The sequence below is a fragment of the Armatimonadota bacterium genome (assembly GCA_016125185.1).
GTDB lineage: Bacteria > Armatimonadota > Fimbriimonadia > Fimbriimonadales > Fimbriimonadaceae > Fimbriimonas.
In genome coordinates, this window is sequence record WGMG01000007.1 from 1 (window position 1) to 18020 (window position 18020).

General features: G+C 56.3%; 14 protein-coding genes and 2 tRNA genes. 10 read left to right on the forward strand and 6 right to left on the reverse strand.

Translation table 11 applies throughout. The features are described from left to right. The first annotated feature begins 635 nt into the window (after window positions 1-635). The 4 genes from GC165_17525 to GC165_17540 all read left to right on the forward strand — a co-directional run bounded on the left by GC165_17525 (window position 636) and on the right by GC165_17540 (window position 8016). A complete protein-coding gene (locus GC165_17525; GenBank protein ID MBI1334673.1) occupies window positions 636-2345 on the forward strand; it encodes a hypothetical protein in 1710 nt (569 codons plus the stop codon). A gap of 122 nt (window positions 2346-2467) precedes the next feature. Next, entirely contained in the window at window positions 2468-2779 is a 312-nt protein-coding gene (locus tag GC165_17530) for a hypothetical protein (protein ID MBI1334674.1), read from the forward strand. A 60-nt stretch (window positions 2780-2839) separates the two neighbouring features. Beyond that, a complete protein-coding gene (locus GC165_17535; protein ID MBI1334675.1) occupies window positions 2840-5902 on the forward strand; it encodes a preprotein translocase subunit SecA in 3063 nt (1020 codons plus the stop codon). 26 nt (window positions 5903-5928) lie between these two features. Beyond that, on the forward strand, window positions 5929-8016 hold the full coding sequence (locus GC165_17540) for an alpha-galactosidase (protein ID MBI1334676.1): 2088 nt from the start codon (window positions 5929-5931) through the stop codon (window positions 8014-8016). Between the two features lie 3 nt (window positions 8017-8019). Here GC165_17540 and GC165_17545 read toward each other — a convergent pair whose 3' ends face one another. Next, window positions 8020-8580, reverse strand: coding sequence for an NADPH-dependent FMN reductase (locus GC165_17545; GenBank protein MBI1334677.1), 561 nt, complete (start codon window positions 8578-8580; stop codon window positions 8020-8022). A gap of 76 nt (window positions 8581-8656) precedes the next feature. On the opposite strand from GC165_17545, the gene GC165_17550 reads away from it, so the two are divergent. Both GC165_17550 and GC165_17555 read left to right on the forward strand, forming a co-directional pair. Continuing rightward, window positions 8657-8742: transfer RNA gene (locus GC165_17550), tRNA-Tyr, on the forward strand. A gap of 83 nt (window positions 8743-8825) precedes the next feature. Continuing rightward, the gene (locus GC165_17555) at window positions 8826-9800 is read left to right on the forward strand and encodes a family 10 glycosylhydrolase (protein MBI1334678.1); all 975 of its coding nucleotides are present in this window, start codon (window positions 8826-8828) and stop codon (window positions 9798-9800) included. Window positions 9801-9817: 17 nt separating this feature from the next. Here GC165_17555 and GC165_17560 read toward each other — a convergent pair whose 3' ends face one another. From GC165_17560 to GC165_17580, 5 genes are all read right to left on the reverse strand, one after another. After that, on the reverse strand, window positions 9818-11149 hold the full coding sequence (locus tag GC165_17560; protein ID MBI1334679.1) for a hypothetical protein: 1332 nt from the start codon (window positions 11147-11149) through the stop codon (window positions 9818-9820). Between the two features lie 86 nt (window positions 11150-11235). Beyond that, window positions 11236-11721 carry a sigma-70 family RNA polymerase sigma factor gene (locus GC165_17565; GenBank protein ID MBI1334680.1) on the reverse strand — a complete coding sequence of 162 codons (486 nt, stop codon included), beginning with the start codon at window positions 11719-11721 and terminating at the stop codon, window positions 11236-11238. Window positions 11722-11778: 57 nt separating this feature from the next. Beyond that, a complete protein-coding gene (thrB, locus tag GC165_17570) occupies window positions 11779-12705 on the reverse strand; it encodes a homoserine kinase (protein MBI1334681.1) in 927 nt (308 codons plus the stop codon). Beyond that, window positions 12702-13745 (reverse strand): threonine synthase, encoded by a 1044-nt coding sequence (locus GC165_17575; GenBank protein MBI1334682.1) that lies wholly within the window; start codon window positions 13743-13745, stop codon window positions 12702-12704. Before GC165_17575 ends, thrB begins: the two co-directional genes overlap by 4 nt. A gap of 6 nt (window positions 13746-13751) precedes the next feature. Further along, window positions 13752-14603: a helix-turn-helix domain-containing protein gene (locus GC165_17580; protein MBI1334683.1), complete on the reverse strand. Its 852-nt coding sequence runs from the start codon at window positions 14601-14603 to the stop codon at window positions 13752-13754. Window positions 14604-14660: 57 nt separating this feature from the next. Between GC165_17580 and GC165_17585 the strand changes: the two genes are divergently transcribed. The 4 genes from GC165_17585 (at window position 14661) to GC165_17600 (ending at window position 17829) form a co-directional block, all read left to right on the forward strand. Beyond that, complete coding sequence (locus tag GC165_17585; protein MBI1334684.1) at window positions 14661-15488, forward strand: phytanoyl-CoA dioxygenase family protein; 828 nt, start codon at window positions 14661-14663, stop codon at window positions 15486-15488. Between the two features lie 37 nt (window positions 15489-15525). Continuing rightward, window positions 15526-15600: transfer RNA gene (locus tag GC165_17590), tRNA-Thr, on the forward strand. A gap of 736 nt (window positions 15601-16336) precedes the next feature. Then, complete coding sequence (locus GC165_17595; GenBank protein ID MBI1334685.1) at window positions 16337-17425, forward strand: acyl-CoA desaturase; 1089 nt, start codon at window positions 16337-16339, stop codon at window positions 17423-17425. Window positions 17426-17541: 116 nt separating this feature from the next. Continuing rightward, a complete protein-coding gene (locus GC165_17600; protein MBI1334686.1) occupies window positions 17542-17829 on the forward strand; it encodes an RNA-binding protein in 288 nt (95 codons plus the stop codon). Window positions 17830-18020: the final 191 nt, after the last annotated feature.

Below are 18020 nucleotides of genomic sequence, written 5' to 3' on the forward strand. Positions count from 1 at the left end.
CCTCCGAGCCGCCTGGGGCGCGATCCCGAGTTCTGCCAACTGGAACGAAGCCGCCGACCTTAACGGCGACGGCGTCATCGGCACCGCTGACTTCAATATCATGCGAGCCGACTGGGGCGGAATAGGCGACAGCTAAAAGCCACCTCCCTCACCGACAAATTCAGGCTCTTCGACTTCGGTCGAAGAGCCTGAATTGCTTTTAGAAGCACAGTGGTGAGTATTTTATCAATTCAAGTAACATTTTATAGTTACAGATGAAATGCGATTTTTCGTGCCGTTTTCAAAAGGCACAAAAACCTGCAAGCGGGACTAAAGTCCCGGAAGAAAATTATAAGATTAGGTTCAAAATCTGCCGTTCCCAACGCCCCATCATAAATACTCTTGAGCCATTTTGTGCCATTTTGATATAGTCAACAACCTTTCGAATTTGGTTGCGAGGTTATTATCATGGTGAGGCAGTTTTGATCATGAGCGATTTGTCAACCGGATCGCCCGTGCTCAAGGTTCTAGCAACGGTGGAGAACGCCTCACGGGGCTCAGCCGACCTCTCGCCCGGCGACAACCAAATCCAAGGTGGCTACCTCAAGAAGAAACTACGAGGGCGGCCAAATGCTTCCACATAGGAAGTGATTCAAATGACTAAAAGACCCATACTCAAAAAATCATCGCTAACCCTAGTTGGCCCGTTTGCCCTCGCGATTGCGGCCAATGCCAGCCCCCAAACCACAACGAAGCTCGTTCCGTTGCCGGATTCGGTCTTGCCCGTCCTATCCCAGAGCTTCCCCCTGCTGACCAAAGCCCCTGTGGCCAGTTCGAATCTGATCGAAGTGTCCATCAGCCTCAAGCCGAGAGATGAGTACGGCCTCCAGGCATATGCCGATGCCGTCAGCGATCCAAAGTCGGCCATCTACCGCCACTTCATCTCCCCTCAGGAAGTCGGCATCCGCTACGGCGCGTCGGCCAAGGACATCTTGGCCGTCAAGCAATTCCTGACCGGAGGCGGTCTTACCATCACCCACGTCGGCGCTAACAACATCACCATCGCCGCAACCGGTACGCAGACCCAAGTCGAAGCACTCTTCAACACCACGATCAGCAACTTCCAAGTTACTGAAGACACCGGCACGATTTCGTACCGAGCCAATGTGACCCCGCTGAACGTTCCGTCCACGTTGGTCAGCAAGATTCAAAGCGTCGATGGCGTCGAAAGTTACACTCGCCCCCAAATGCGTGGCACCACCCTTGCGCCCAGCATGACGCGAACTCTCTACGGACTCGCCTCAATGTTCTCGGCCGGTTGGACCGGCTCCGGGCGAACCGTCGGCATCTCGAGTTGGGACGGCTTTAGCCTCAACAACGGCAACCTGTTCATCTCTCGCTATGGCCTGCCGACCCCATCCGGCGGCGCGATGTCCAACGTGAGCGTCGTCCATGTCGGTACCGGAAGCCAAAACAACACTGCGCAAGGTGAAGGCGATCTAGACTTCCAGATGATCCTCGCGGCCGCGCCCTTGGCCAACATCGTCATCTACGATGGCACGGGCGGAAATCTGACCACCGTTCTCTCCACTGAAGCCTCGTCGAACACAGCGGACATCATCACAGAAAGCTATGGCTGGAGCATTTCGGCTAGTACGGCTGCCACGGCACACACCCAGCACCTGTCCATGACTGCCTCCGGCATCACTTACATGGCGGCGTCCGGCGACGCGGGAACGACTCTTGGCCCATACGACTACCCGGACTATGATCCTGAAGTGCTGAGCGTGGGCGGAACCATCGCCACGACCGATGCGTCTGGCAACCGAACGAGCGAAACTACGTGGGGCAAGTCCGGTACCAATGGCGGCGGTGGCGGCTGGTGTACTTCCTCCGGCGCAAACGGCTCGTCGTTCAACGTGCATCCTAGCTGGCAGGTTGGTACGGGCGTTCCTTCGTCGTCGACCGTCAATAAGCGGCTGGTTCCCGACGTAGCCCTCCACGCCTCTGGTGCGAACGGCTTTAACAGCCCCTATGCCTACTATGCGTACTCCAGCAACACGCTGTACACGTTTAGCGGTACCAGCGCGGCGTCGCCGACCTTCGCGGCCGGTCTCGCGGCCTGCGAACAGCGACTGTACGCAGCTCGCGGAACGGCAAGACTTGGACGCATCCAAGACTTCATCTACGCGCAGAACGGTCGATCCGACGTGTGGTACGACATCACGACCGGAGCGAGCATTGGCAAGTTGCCAAGCAGTGGCGGTGGTTCTTTGAACAGAAAGACCGCTAACCCGACCGCGGGTTGGGACTTCTGCACCGGTTGGGGCGCAGTCAACTTCAACGCATTCTACGGAACGTTGTAAGAGTCAATCGAAGATCGGATCAAGGTCGTCCCTGGCGCATAAGCCGGGGACGACTATTGTTTTGCCAACAGCACGAATACCCGGCACGATTTGTGCGTCATAATCAGGAAGAGAAAAAGCGAATGTTCGCTTCGTTGCCATTCATCCTCTTATTGATCCTTCAGGGCTTTGCACGACAAGACTGTGCAGAGTTGCTGTCGTGTCACCAGGATTTGGCGAACATTCCGGTTCAGGCTCGAAACCTCAAGGCTTTCGACGACCTCTTCGCATCGCTTTCTTTTGCGTCATTTGACCACAAGAACGCGGGCGAAGTATCGCTGAACGTCCCTAGTCGGGACGAAGCGCAAAAGACCCCCGTTTTCATAGAAGGCAACGCCCAAATTCGCGACGGATTCCTCGAAATCCGCCGATCCAGAGACGGACCCGCAAGCTAATCGACTCCGATTCTTGCCCCTTGTGCGCCTGCGTGCGCCACGTCCACCTCTTATAAACCCATGCTAGAACTCCTAAGAAAGCTCTTCGATACGTCGAAGAGAGACATTGAAACGATTCAACCGCTCGTCGACAAGATCAGTGCCTTTGAGGCCAATATCGAGAATCTTTCCGACGAAGAACTCAAAGACAAGTGCTACGCTCTCCGCCATCGAGCCCGAGGCGGCGAGAAAGGCGAAGAACTGACGGTCGAAACCTTCGCCTGTGTCCGCGAAGTCAGCAAGCGAACCCTCGGTATGCGCCACTTCGACGTCCAGTTGGTCGGTGGCCTGGTCCTCCACCACGGACGAATCGCCGAAATGAAGACCGGTGAAGGTAAGACGCTTGTCGCTGCCGCCCCGCTCGTCCTTAACGCCCTCGGCGGCCGAGGCGCCCACCTTGTTACGGTCAACGACTACCTCGCCCGTCGTGACGCGGTCTGGATGGGTCCGATCTATCACTTCTTCGGCCTGTCCGTTGGCATCATTCAAGGTCAGAGCGAAGAGAACGACGAATTGGGAGGTAGTTATCGCTACGAGCCGGGTGCCGATATCGTGGGCGATCCTCGCTATCTGAATCTGGTCCCCTGTAGCCGACGAGACGCCTACTCCTGCGACATCACCTACGGCACCAACCACGAATTCGGCTTCGACTACCTTCGCGACAACATGGCGTTCAGCGAAGAAGACCTCGTGATGAGCGAGCTCCACTACGCCATCATCGACGAAGTCGACTCGATCTTGATCGACGAAGCGCGAACTCCGCACATCATCTCTGGTCCCTCGATGGAAGACGTTTCGACCTATAAGACCATCGATGGCTTGGTGAAGCAACTGACGCCCGAAGAGCACTGGACCGCCGATAAGAAAAACCACAGTGCAACCCTGACCGAAGAGGGCATGGACAGGCTGGAAGAGATGCTCGGTATCGACAACATCGCCGCCGACGTCAAGCTCCTCCACTACATCAACGCGTCGGTCAAGGCCCACGGCCTCTTCACCCGCGACATCGACTACGTCGTCCGAAGCGGAGAAGTCGTGATTGTCGACGAGAACACGGGACGAATGATGTTCGGTCGCCGCTTCAGCGATGGTCTGCACCAAGCCCTGGAAGCGAAGGAAGGTGTTCGCGTTCAAAACGAAAGCCAGACGGTTGCGACCATCACGTTCCAGAACCTTTTCCGACTTTACGAAAAGCTGGCCGGTATGACCGGTACGGCCAAGACCGAGGAAGACGAGTTTCGAAAGATTTACGGCCTCGACGTCGTCAGCGTTCCGACACACCGACCGAAGCAGCGCGAAGACCACGGCGACAGCATCTACAAGACGCACGAAGCCAAATTCCGCGCGATCGGTTACGAAATCCTTCGACTCTACACGAAGCAACAGCCGGTCCTCGTGGGTACACGGTCGATCGAAATGTCCGAAATCGTCTCCAACCGACTGGAAGCCGACATGCTTCAGAAGTTGGTGATCACCAAGCGGCTGCAGAGCATGAACGAGGTGACGAAGGAGCTGAAGGGCGACCAAGCAAAGGATGCCCGCCGCTTCTACGAGATGAACCTTGCCGAGCTCAACATGAGCGAGGTTGCCATGCTCCTCGGTCAGATGGGTCTGCCGACCTCGATTACCGACGCCAACTGGACCGACTGGTGCCTGAAGGAGTGGGGACTGGAAGAGTCCAACCGTGAGTTCCTATTGGAAGCTCTGAAGCATGGCATCCCGCACAACATTTTGAACGCGAAGTTCCACGAGCAAGAAGCGGTCATCATTGCCGAAGCTGGCCGAAAGGGCGCCGTCACCATTGCTACCAACATGGCTGGCCGTGGCGTTGACATCCTTCTTGGTGGCCGCGTCGAAGACGATCTCGTCCGCATGGCCCGCGATCAGGTCGCAGTCGCTCACGACGGCGTCGACGAGTACGGCGAAACCTTCAAGAGCTACCGACGTGGTGGTCACGAGCGCGCCGCACCGCCGCTTCCGCTGAGCGACCAAGAGCGACGCGAGCAGGCAGAGATCGTCCGAGCCCTCGGCGGTCTGTTTATTCTTGGTACGGAACGACACGAGTCGCGACGAATCGACAACCAGCTTCGTGGACGATCGGGACGTCAAGGCGACCCCGGCGAATCGAAGTTCTATGTCTCGCTCGAAGACCAGCTTTGGAAGATCTTCAACCCGAACATGCTGGAGAATCCGATGCTGAAGGCCTGGCCCCCGATGGAAGAGGTGAACGCTAACTTCCTCAGTCGAATGATCCAGAAGACGCAGGAGCGAATCGAGAACCACTACTTCGAGGCTCGAAAGAACGTTCTTGAGTACGACGACGTTCTGAACGCTCAACGCGAACACATCTACGGCCTTCGCCGCGAAGTTCTGTTGGGTAAAGACGTTCGCGAAGAGCTCCTCAACTACGTTGACGAGGTGGTTGCCGACATCTGCGACAACGCTTGGATGATCGAGGAGAACGGCGACCGAGTGTTCGACCACTCCGTTCTGTTCGAAGACCTTAACGAAATCTTCCCGCTGGTGGATTACGCCACGATCGCCGACCTCGAAAAGCACGAGCCAGGCGAGCCTGTGATTTCCTTTGTCCAGGACATCGCCCGAAAGGCATACGACGAAAAGGTCGAGCAGGCGGGCGAGGCGATGCCGGAAGCCGAGCGGTTCGTGATGCTCCGCGCGGTCAACGACAAGTGGATGGAGCACCTCCAGTTGATCGAATACATCCGCGAAGGTATCGGTCTGCGGGGGTACGGCCAGGTCGATCCGCTGGTCGCGTACAAGAAGGAGACCTACGACACCTTCCAATCGACGCTCAAGAACATTCGCGAGCACGCCTCGAAGATGATCTTCCACGTACGAGTCCAGGCTCAGCGTGAGGACGAAGAACTGGCCCAGGCGTTGACCGACGCTTTTCCGGATGGCGACACACCGAAGGAAGCCAGCAAAGCCGAACCGGGCTCTCTCCCGTTCCCAGGCAACGTCGATCCCAAGAAGGTCGGACGAAACGACACCTGCCCGTGCGGCAGTGGTCTCAAGTTCAAGTCTTGCCACTACTCCGTCCTGCGCCAACAGGGCGTCATCTAATCTAGCCATTGCGATAGAATGTCAGGGTGCACTTTGCGCTCCTGGCATTCTCAATGGCGACGATGAACCCCTCGCACGACTGGCTCCTCGGCCATCACTCTCCTTCCGTCAGCGTCGATATGGCCGACCAGACGATCAGCCTTTCCAACGGCTTGATCTCTCGTTCATGGCTGAAGGATTCGGGCGCTTGCTTCAGCTTCCTGGAACAGACACGTAAGAACGAATTCCTCCGGGCCGTCAAGCCAGAGGCGACAGTTACCCTGGGTGGAAATCGGTACGACATCGGTGGACTGAGCGGTACACCCGACCAAGCCTATATCGACCTCGGACTTTTGTCAAGGGCTTCTCCGGCTCCCGGCAGTTTTCAACTCGCTTCGTACAAAGTCATGCCGTACGAGCCGCTGATCAGCGACCCTCACTCGCCAACGGGCAAGGGCATCTCGTTCGAGTACCGAAACGCCGCAGTTCCGGGCATCATCGTGACCGTTCGTTATCAGATGCCGACTTCAGTGCCGGTGGTCTCAAAGTGGATCGAAATAAAGAATGATCGTTCGGTTCCGGTCACGCTCAACCACTTTCAAAACGAGGTCTTGGCGGCGGTGGAAGGCGAATCGAACGTCGATCCAAGTCCGAATTGGCGATTGCCGAACATGTTCGTGACGAGCGACTATACGTTTGGCGGCATGAGCACCTACAGCCAAATGAAAGGCGTGCATTGGGTGGACGATCCGACCTACACCACGCAGGTTAACTACGATCTGAAAACCCCCTGCCTGCTCGTAGGTGAACCCCAACTTGGACCCGACATCGACATTGCCGCTGGCCAGACGTTCAAGTCGTATCGAGTCCACGAGCTTCTTTACGACTCCACGGACCGCGAGCGAAACGGGCTAGCGGTGCGAAAGCTGTATCGAACCCTTGCGCCCTGGAGTCAGGATAACCCGCTGATGCTCCATCTGACGAGCACCGATCCGGCCACCGTCCATACCGCCATCGATCAGGCGGCGGCATGCGGATTCGAGATGATCATCTTGAGCTTTGGAAGTGGTGTGAATATGGAGACCACGAATCCGGCTGAGATTCAGAAGTTTAAGGAGTTCGCCGACTACGCCCACTCGAAAGGCTTACGGCTCGGCGGCTACTCACTCCTGGCCAGCCGCCGAATCGACGACGAGAACGACGTCATCAACCCCAAGACCGGAAAGACGGGCGGTGCCATCTTCGGTAACTCCCCCTGCCTCCTCAGCCAGTGGGGCATCGACTACTTCCATCGCATCCAAAACTTCCTCACGAAAACCGGCTTCGACCTACTGGAGCATGACGGAAGCTATCCGGGCGATCTTTGCGCCTCAACGAGCCACCCCGGGCATAAGGGGCTGGACGACTCGCAGTACAAGCAGTGGCTCGAAATTACCGATTTCTACCAATGGTGCCGCTCGAAGAACATCTATTTGAATGTTCCCGACAACTACTTCTTATCGGGATCCAACAAAACGGGCATGGGATACCGCGAGACGAATTGGTCGTTGCCCCGGGCTCTGCAGCACGTTCACTGTCGTCAGAATCTGTACGATGGAACCTGGGAAAAGACGCCGAGTATGGGTTGGACCTTCGTGCCATTGGTGCAGTACCAGGGCGGGGGTGCGGCGGCCACGATTGAGCCTCTGAAGGAGCATTTGGCGGACTATGAGATGCACTTAGCGAATAACCTCGGCTATGGAGCCCAGGCTTGCTATCGCGGCCCAAGGCTTTACGACTCGCCCGAGACCGAAGCGATGGTGAAGAAGTGGGTTGGCTGGTTCAAAAAGTACCGCGAGGTGCTGGAGTCAGACGTGATTCATCTCCGTCGTTGCGATGGTCGATCATGGGATGGAATTCTCCACGCCAACCCGACGGGCTCGCATGAGAAGGGCATGCTGGTGCTTTACAATTCTACCAATAAGCCCATCCATGAAGAGATAGAGGTTCCCATTTACTACACGGGGTTGCTTGACCAGGTGGTTCTAGCCGAACACGATGGAAAGCCGCAAAAGATCAAAGTCTCTCGCGGCTTTACAATTCCTGTAACCATCAATATCCCGGCAAAAGGAATGACTTGGTTTACCTTGCGATAAGCGTTACTTGTTCCAGCGAGCAACGGCCTCGGCAAATCGAGCACCGAACTTCTTCGATGTATTCAAATCGGCTTCGCCCGGAGTGACCTCGGGAGAATCGTTGTCGCTCTGCACACCGAGTCCGACGGAGAATCCGTTGCGATTGGTGACGCCATCGTTCTTCAGGGCCTTTGAGACCCAGTTCATTCCGTGCTGGGAGGCAAGCGTCACAAAGTAGTAGAGGGTAAGACCTTTATCGCCATAATTTGAACCTGAATTTGAGAATCCAGCGGCGAGCTTGTCCTGCCAAGCGCCACTGACCCAGCGAGAAACGGTCGAGTCGGCAAAGGTCTTGAATGGTCCCGACGGTCCGCCCATGTAAGTTGGAGATCCGAAGATAATTCCCTCCGATGCGTCGAGGGCATCCCATCCGGATGCAAAACCGTCGAGAGGCTCATCCACTTTGGTGACGTCAAGCAAGTGAACGGTGGTCCCAGCGACGGATTCGACTCCTGCCGCAACCGCTTCGGCAACCTTCTTGGTGTGTCCGTATCCGCTGTGGAAGGCAATGGTAATGTTGCTCATGTATCTGTTTCTACTTGGTTCTTGCTTGATGAAGATGTATCGCAGAATACAGATGGTATAATTTTCATTCCCGCGTGGTGAGTTGCCCGAGTGGCCAATGGGAACAGACTGTAAATCTGTCGGCGAGAGCCTACGTAGGTTCGAATCCTACACTCACCACCATTCTCGCTCCAATCGAAGCCTTCAGATTGGCATTTGTCCCTTTGGACCGATAGCTACGAGGTCAAGCAAAGTATCCTAAGCCAATGACCACCCGGAAGTACTGGATGTGGACCGGACCGTCGAAATCGGCATCCGAAAAGGACCTGAAGGACAAGTACCAAAAGATTCGCGCTCACGGGATTACGGGCATCTTTCTGGAGCACGAACTGCCGGACGCCGAATGCCACGCCATCAAGGAAGCCGGGCTTGAGCTCCACGCATGGATGTGGACGGTCAATCGCGGCGATCAGTGGATTCACGATAATCATCCAGAGTGGTATCAGGTCAGTCGGTCGGGCAAGAGCTGCTTCGATCAACCGCCTTATGTGGCCTACTACAAATGGGTTTGCCCATCGATCCCTGCGGTGGTGGACTACATCGTGGGTCAAGCGCACGACCGAGCCAAGAACCCGCTAGTGGACGGGGTTCATCTCGACTACGTGCGCTACCCCGACGTCATTCTGCCGCGAGGGCTTTGGAGCAAGTACAACCTCGACCAGACCGAAGAGCTTCCCGACTACGACTTTTGCTACTCGGACGCGAGCCGGAAGGCATTCCAGGAGCGATATGGGTACGACCCGAAGACTTTGGATCGGCCTGACATCGACCAGCGTTGGCTTCACTTCCGATACGACAACGTCACCAATCTCGTCACCAAGGTCGTGCAAAGCGTCCACGCTGAGAAGAAGGTCGTGACGGCCGCCGTGTTCCCGACTCCCTCGCTCGCACGCAAGATTTGCCGGCAGGATTGGGACAAATGGCCCCTCGATGCCGTTTGCCCGATGACCTACAACAAGTTCTATGAGCAGGAAGTTGATTGGATCGGCGATTGCGTTCGCGAGAATATCGACGCGGTGACCTTTCCGGTTTACGCGGGCCTGTATCTGCCGGATTTCAAAGCTGGCGACCTGGAAAAGGCCGTAAAGGTCGCCCATCACCGTGGGGCGATGGGCGTTTCGTTATTCGGGTCACCAAGCGACGCTCAGTGGGAAGAGTTCGAGCGGGCTATCGCAGGCTAGAACCCAGTCGATTGATTCTACATATCGAAAAGTTTCTGCAGCGTCATTTCGGCCAGGCGCTTGCGGAGGCTTTTCGCCCTGGCATGGTCGCCTAGCTTGTCGTAGCACGTTGCCGCAGCTTCGAGCGGATTCGAATAATTGGTCTTGGGGATCATCTGATATTTGACAGAGACATCGAATTGGTTTTCGAAGCAGATAGCGGCATCGCGGTAGTCACCTTGGCCCATGAAGACGTGCCCACGGATGTTCCAGAAGCGATCGGCGACGAATTCGACGGGGACCTGGAGGGCGAATGCGGGCATAAACTCCGGGAACGACCATTGAGACTCGTGCAGTCCAACAGGCACCATCGCTGTAGCGGTATCGGCGGTAGATCGTCCAAACATCGGTCGAAGCTGGAACTTAATATCCACCGAATTTGGCCGTGAAATCTGCTTATCAGTTGGGATGAATAAGTAGGCGACAATCTCATAATCACCAACCTTATTGTCCTTTCGTCTGCCGTAATTGGACATGACAAAGGATGTTCCGACTTGGTATCCATTCTGTTTGCTCGATGGCACCCAACCTGGTTTGCTTGTGCTCTTTAGGCCAAGCATGACCCACAGTTCGCCGTTCCGGCCCAAAACGCCGTCAAAGACCAATGGCTTTTCATCTGACACGGGCACTTGTCCATAGTGGTCAAGGGTCTTTTGGCGATCCGCCTCAATGTCAATAATCGGCTTGGCTGGATTGGGATCGAAGTTGGGAGACGGACTTGGCAAGTCGTAGAAGTATTCCTGTCGAATTTCGAATCGATCGTGGGGAGTTGGACCAACGGTCCGTATAAGGAGAGGCAAATCCGAATCCTTCGATACTGTGACGACAGTTCCATGCTGAGCATTGGCCCCCTTGCTGACTAGCTCATAGGCTTCGATGCCTCGGTAGGGTTTGGCCGTACGCTTCTGGAACGAATTAAGCGACCGAAGGAACCGCATCGCATGGTCCATCGGATTCTCAAACGAACTGCTCCGGTACTTGGAGTCAATTTTTGTCTGGATGATGTAGGGAAGTTGGCGAAAGTCATCGTATTCTTCGACTCCATCGATCGTGGATGTGAGTTGCCTGGACTTGGGAATCCCGCTCACCATTTGGACTTTTCCGTCGAAGTAAGTGGTTTCGCTAGAGGAAATCCACTTCGCTTGCTTTGAACTCTTGGTCGACGTAACCTGTCGCCAGTAATGTGCATTTTGGAAGGCAACCAGAATCCTTTCACTGGCGGCGGCGCTGGCCTGCCGAGGAACAAAAATAATGGCAAGCGCGATGGTGGCACCGACGCCAGTGAGCGAAAGGGGCTTCCAAAGGGCCATTCTGTGACGTCTTTGTGGCAAAGGGCCAGTGTAGTGGCCCAGCCCATCGGCGTAATGGGATAGTAGTTCATCCGCTTTCTGATCGTTCATTCTTCTTCTCCGTGCATGTCGTTCCATTCGCTCACGAAGGACTTGCGGGCGCGCTGGAGCAGGCTGTCGACGGCCTCGGATGTGAGGCTCATGACGGACCCGATTTCGGCGCTCGAAAATCCGTTGACGTACTTCAAGATTAGGGCCTCGCGATGGTTGTCGGTGAGTCTCTCCAGGGCGCGATGGACGTCAATTGACTGGTCGAATGCGGGTAGGAACACCCCCGCGTCGACCATCGTAGGATGGTCGGCCCTTCGGTGAAAGTCGGCGACCTTCCGTCGAGCCATGCCGATCATATAGGGGCGAAGTTCGGCGGCCAGCATCCTTTTGGGGGTGTGCTGGACAACTTCTATTGCGATATCCTCGGCGTCCTCCTTGCTTCCCGTGCGGGCCAAAGCGTAGCGATAGACGTCGTCGATGAAGCCGTACGGGTCGACAACCTCTGACTTGGCTTGGGCAAAATACCGGCGAATGGAAATCATGCTTCAACGAAGGATTCGTTTCAGCGTATCAAAAACCATCGCGAGATGGGGGCTTTCTTACACCGGAAGGCGGCCAACGTGGGTGCCTTCTTCGCTGGTGTCGAGAATCCAGTAGCGGGCGTCGAGCCCGGCGGTCTTGTAGGCGTCCTTCATCGCGCGACCGATGCGGTCGAATCCATCTCGGGTGAAGGCGATGATGCCCGGCCCAGCGCCGCTAAGGCAGACGCATAGTGCGCCCGCATCGAGGGCGGCCTGTTTGACACCTATGGCCCCCGGGATGTCCTTCAGCCGGAACGGCTCGTGAATGCGGTCATTCATCGCGCTCTTGAGGAGTTCGTCATTTCCGGCGCGGAACGCTTCGGCGACGAGCATCGCGCGGCCAATGTTGTAGATGGCATCAGGCTTGGAGTAGGAGTCCGGCAGAGCCTTTCGCGCGTCGGCCGTCAAATATTTGAAGTCGGGAACGCACACGACGACCTTCATCTTCGTGTGGGGCACCTTTTGGGTAAGCACCCCTTCGCCATCGGGGACGACGATCACGAATCCACCAAGAAGGGCCGGTGCGACGTTGTCGCCGTGCCCCTCGACCTCGACGGCCCGGCGAAGGGTCTCGTCGGGATCGATTTCGGCGGGGTCGGTCCCCTTGGCGTGGGCCGCGTAAGCCTGGGCAAACATGATTCCGGCCAGCGTGGCGGTTGAGCTTGAACCGAGTCCGCTAGCACAGGGGACGGCGTTATGGACCTTGAAAAGGATGCCCGCGGGCATGGCGAGTCCGAGTCGCTGGACCTCGGCGGCAAATGTGGTGGCGATGAGGTTGGTGTCGTCGGTGGCGAGAACGCCGACACCTTCGCCATCGATGGAAACGGTGATTACTTCGCCCTGAAGGTGCATCTCGAAGGAGTTCCAGAGATCGAGGGCCAGGCCCATGCAGTCGAAGCCCGGGCCGAGGTTGGCGGTGGTGGCGGGGATTCGAATGCGGATCATCGTGCCACCTCGACCAGAGCTTCGATGTCATTAGGAATTCGGATCAGGTGGGTTTCCTGTTCGAAGACCGAGTCGGGGTCCTTGAGGCCGTTGCCAGTCAGAACGCACACGACCTGCTTGCCTTTGAATTCGTCGGGGTGGTCTGCATATGTCTTTTTGAGCCCAGCGATTCCAGCGGCCGAAGATGGCTCGCAGAAGACGCCTTCGAGCCTAGAGACGAGGCGATACGCGTCGAAAATCTCTTCGTCGGACGCGGCGAGAAGGATGCCGTTCGACTCCCGGATGGCGGCGAGCGCCTGGTCGCCGCGAGCTGGCTTGCCGATGCGAATGGCGGTTGCCTTCGTTTCTGGCTTTTCGACCGGATGCCCGAGGACCAGCGGGGCGGCACCGGCGGCTTGGGTACCCAGCAGGCGCGGACGTGGGCCGCCGCGCTCGGTAAAGCCAAGCCAGTAAGCGGAAATATTTCCGGCGTTGCCGACGGGCAAGCTAAGCCAATCGGGTACGCGGCCGAGTTGGTCCTCGACCTCCCATGCGGCGGTCTTCTGGCCCTCCAAGCGGGCCGGATTGACACTATTAACCACCGCGATCGGGATTCGACTTTCGAGTTCGCGAACAAGATTGAGCGCGTCGTCGAACGAGCCATCGATGGCGACCACGGTCGCGCCGTAAGCGATGGCTCCTGCGAGCTTGCCAAGGGCGATTTTGCCGTCGGGGATAATGACCAAACACTTCATGCCGGCACGGGCCGCGTAGGCTGCTGCCGAGGCGGCCGTATTCCCAGTAGATGCACAAACCACCGCTTTGGCCCCTTGGGCCTGAGCATGGGTTATAGCCGTCGTCATTCCTCGATCTTTGAACGAGCCAGTCGGGTTAAGACCTTCGTACTTCAGAAAGATTTCTGCACCTGGGCAGATCGCTTCCGCCAGCTTGGGAGCCGGGATAAGAGGAGTGTTCCCTTCATGCAGGCTGACGGGGCGATCGACACCGTCGATGTTGAGGGAGGGACCGTAGCGGTGGATAAGGCCTTGCCAATAACTCATGAACTTCTACTTCACGGAGGTGCGGAACTCGTTTGGAGTCATGCCCGCAATCTGCCGAAATCTCTTGCTGAAGTGAAATTCGTCGCTGAATCCCAATGCCTCCGCGACTTCGCGGTTGCTGACCTGTGGTGAATATCGAATCATCTGCTTGGCGGCTTCGACCTTGCGCTCGTTTCGGTAGCGCATCGGCGACTGGTTCGCGTGGGCTTGGAACCGCTTTCGGAATGCCTCGTAACTGGAGCCGAGGTCCTTGGCGACACGTTCAAGGTCGATGTTGCCCTTGAGGTCGTAGCTGAGAAGACCTTTGGCGCGGTTCAGCCAATCGTCGTTCTGCTTCTGCACGAAGCCTTCGCCGAGGGCGACTTCGCTGAGGAATTGAACCAGCGAGGTCATGGCTTGAATCTGCTTGGCTTGCGATTTGAGTTCGGCAAACTGCTCGATCCACAGGAGAAGCCAGGAGCTTTTAGCGTCGATCTGCTCGCCCAGGTGCCTGATCGGGTGTTCGGGGTCAAGCAGGCCGCTAGTGAACCAGGGTGAGAAAAGCGGACCGTCGAAGGCCACGTAGATTTCGTCCCAAATCTGATCCTTTTGGGGGCCGTACCAGTGAGCAACACCAGGAAAGACGAGGATTGCGTCGCCCCGCTTGAGCGGCGTCTTTTTGCCCTTCGCGTCCTTGTAGACGCCTTCGCCTCTGGTGACGAGAACGAGGGCGGCTCCATCGAAGACGCGGGCCTTGCCGGATCGGTTCACCCCGTGCCCGAAAAGGTGCAGTCCAGCCAGCAGAATGGACCCGACTTCGGTCTGAACCGGCGAGGTGATGAGGCGGTGGTGGCGGTGCATACTTCCCATTTCAGACATTAGATTCACCAATTTGACTATTCAATTATGAGCACATTTGCACACAAAATAGACCAAATGACGGACATTCGAACCCTTCCAGACCTTTCGACCCCCTACGATTTGGGGAGCGAGCAAGTGGCTTCATACCGCAAAAATGGCCATGTGCTCCTGCGCGGAGTAGCGAGCCCCCAAGAAGTACAGGTTTACCGAGATTTGATCACAAAATCAACTCAAGAACTGGCGAAAACGTACAAGCCGATGGCCGAGCGGGATACCTACGGGAAGGCCTTCATTCAGAACATGAACCTGTGGGTGAACGACGAAGCGGTGCGCCGATTTTCGTTGTCTCGAAGATTTGCGAAAATTGCCGCGGACCTGATGGGAGTCGAAGGTGTGCGGGTGTATCACGACCAAGCTTTGTACAAGGAACCGGGCGGTGGACACACTCCTTGGCACCAAGATCAACAATATTGGCCGCTCGATGGGGTGAAGTGTGTGACGCTTTGGATGCCGCTGGTGGACGTGACGGCCGAGATGGGGACGATGCGGTTTGCCGACGGATCGCAGGAACTGGGATATCTCGGCGCACTCAACATTTCGGACGACTCGGAAGCGCAGTTGGAAGACCTGATTCGGGAGAAGGGCTATCCAGTTTCGGCGGCGGGCGACATGTCGGCGGGTGATGCGACATTCCACGACGGATGGTGCATCCATGGCGCGCCGGGCAATAGTTCGACCGACCAGACCCGGGAAGTCATGACGATCATCTATCTGGAGGATGGGGCGCGAATTTCCGAGCCGGACAGTCCGCAGCGCCAGTTGGACCTGGAGACTTGGTTCCCGGGGCGAAAACCCGGTGACTTTGCGGCAAGTGATCTAAATCCGCTGGTTTACCGTCGCTAACACCGCGCAGGGCAAAGGTATAATTTTGTCTTCGCGAGCCTCTGTAGCTCAGAGGTAGAGCACTTCTTTGGTAAAGAAGAGGTCACGGGTTCGATTCTCGTCAGAGGCTCCAGTTTTCAAGTTCAATTCCGTTCGGTTGTCGAGCGGACTCCCTTTCCGGTCTACAATGTGGATGTTGGCGCTATGCAAAACCCTTGGGTTACATTGGGGATGGGCGTTTCGGCGGCTTTGTTGTCAACTCTTTACTGCATACTCTCCATCAATCGACCTTTGTCGCGGTTAGGAATCTTCATCTACGCTGTCTGCCTTGTTGCGGCTCTTGTGGTCGCTTGGGATGGTTACCTAGTTGCCAAAGCGACGATGCACCAAGGCATGAGGGCAGAACACATGGCCCTCGCCCTTCCCATGGTCGGTCGCCTCTTGGTGAAGCGGTATGGATTGAAGGCAGTGCCTCAAGCCGAAGCATAAGGCAAGTTCAGGTTAAAGGACGACTGGCATGTCAGCATCTGACCGCGTTCCAAGCAGACGTAGAATGTTCTATCTAGGTTCCTGATTACGATCCTGGCTCGTCATTCTTTCGGGTAAAAGGGTGTGCCGATGATGCGTCAAGCCCGCCCCGCTCTCGGCGTGACTATTCCGACAGCATTTGTCCGGGACATTAAAATATGGACAGTCTTTCAGATAGGGCTCTTTTTGGGCGGCATTGTATGGCATCCTAGAGGAGCGAGTTTTGCCATGCCTGGAAAATCCGTTTGCAGTCGAACCCAAAATCGAAGCGAAGCAGATTCGAGTCGTGGCATTTTCGAACTTGCCTTCGCCTGAAACCTCTTCAGGCCGTTACCAACCCCATGCTCCCTTCTTGCCCGCCGCGCCCCCAGTACCGTAAGGAACTCAAGGCCGTCATTCCTGCCAGCTACCTCAAGCCCGACAACTTGCATCTGCTATGGCTCTTGGCCCACATTGGTCTCTGTGCCGGGCTTTTGATCCTCCTAAAATGGAACAGCTCTTGGTGGCTCGTGCCGGGTGTGTCGCTCCTGATTGGGCACAGCTTTGGGTGCATGGGATTCATCGCCCACGAGATTTGTCACGGCGGAGCCATCCGAAATCGTCGACTGCGGCACTTTTTGGCGGGGGTGGCATTTTCGCCATTCGCCATCGGGCCCCTGCTGTGGAGCAAGTGGCATAACGCCGAGCATCATGGCCATACCCAGGACGCCGACCTCGACCCGGATCGACTTTTCCTGCTGGACGAGTACAAAAACAAGCCGGTCCTCAAGTGGCTCTACCGCCGTTCGATTCTCCTGCGCAACCTGCTGATTTTCGGGTTTTACTGCCTGATGATGTCCGAGCAAAACCTCTCGGCGATGATGCGGTACGTCCGCGATCCAAAGCTGAAGGCGAAGGACCGGCTGGCAATCCTCTTCCAATTCTTGGTTCCGAAACTACTCTGGATTGTAGGGACGGCGCTGATGGGTTGGCCCGTGTTGGTTTTCGGCTACATCGTTCCTCTCCTGATTGCCAATTTTATGGTGATTTCCTACATTTCAACGAACCACTTTCTCAACCCATTGGTCGATGACGGCGACGTTTTGGCCTCCTCGCTTTCCGTAACCCTGCCGAAATGGCTAGCTTGGCTCGACACGATGCACAGCCACTTTGGCGCTCATGTGGCCCACCACCTCTTCCCCCAGGCACCGTCGCGGCACGCCCGGAAGATCGAAAGGCAGATCATGGCGCTCTGGCCGGACCGGTACCACGTAATGCCTTTCAATGAGGCATTGAAACTGCTCTGGAACACCCCTTGGATTTACGATGAGGACGGAATGAGCCTCGTCGATCCACACAAACAAGTGACGGTTCCAACCCTTGGCCACGGCTTGGATCAGCAGCAGCCTCCAGCCAGAAAAGGTTCAAAAAGGGTAAAGTGTAAGGGTTAAGTACTAAAGGTTTCAGTTTCCGTTAAGTTTTTGCCATATTGGCCAGTTCTAATCGACGACTCTCTCCCTTCAGATCTGAACAATGACATAACGGAAGCCCAATGGGCTGAAACATCATGGCTACTAAAACCCTCTTTGTTGGCAACCTGCCATACAGCATCAGCGAGAACGAACTTCTCGAGCATTTCGCCAAATTCTCTCCGAGCAACGCCAGAATCATCGCCCAGCGAGGATTCGGCTTTATCGACGTCGATGCCGACCAAATGACCGAAGCGATCAACGAGACCAACATGAAGGATCTCGGCGGTCGAACCATCGCCGTCAACGAAGCCCAGCCTCGGTCCTCCGGTGGCGGTGGCGGCGGACGTTCGTCGGGCAATGGCTACGGCCGCGGCCGTCGGTAATTCCTTTTTAGAATTCAAGGGTCCTGCCAGTTTAGTGGCAGGACCCTTTTCTATTTATTCGACGGGATAGGCTCGTCATGGGGCACCTCCATCGCTGGCGCCCATTTTTGATGGATTTGACGAATTTAGCCATATGAGTACCAATTTCGTCATTTTGAGCATGCCCCGCTTTGGCTTCATCGGCAAAAATT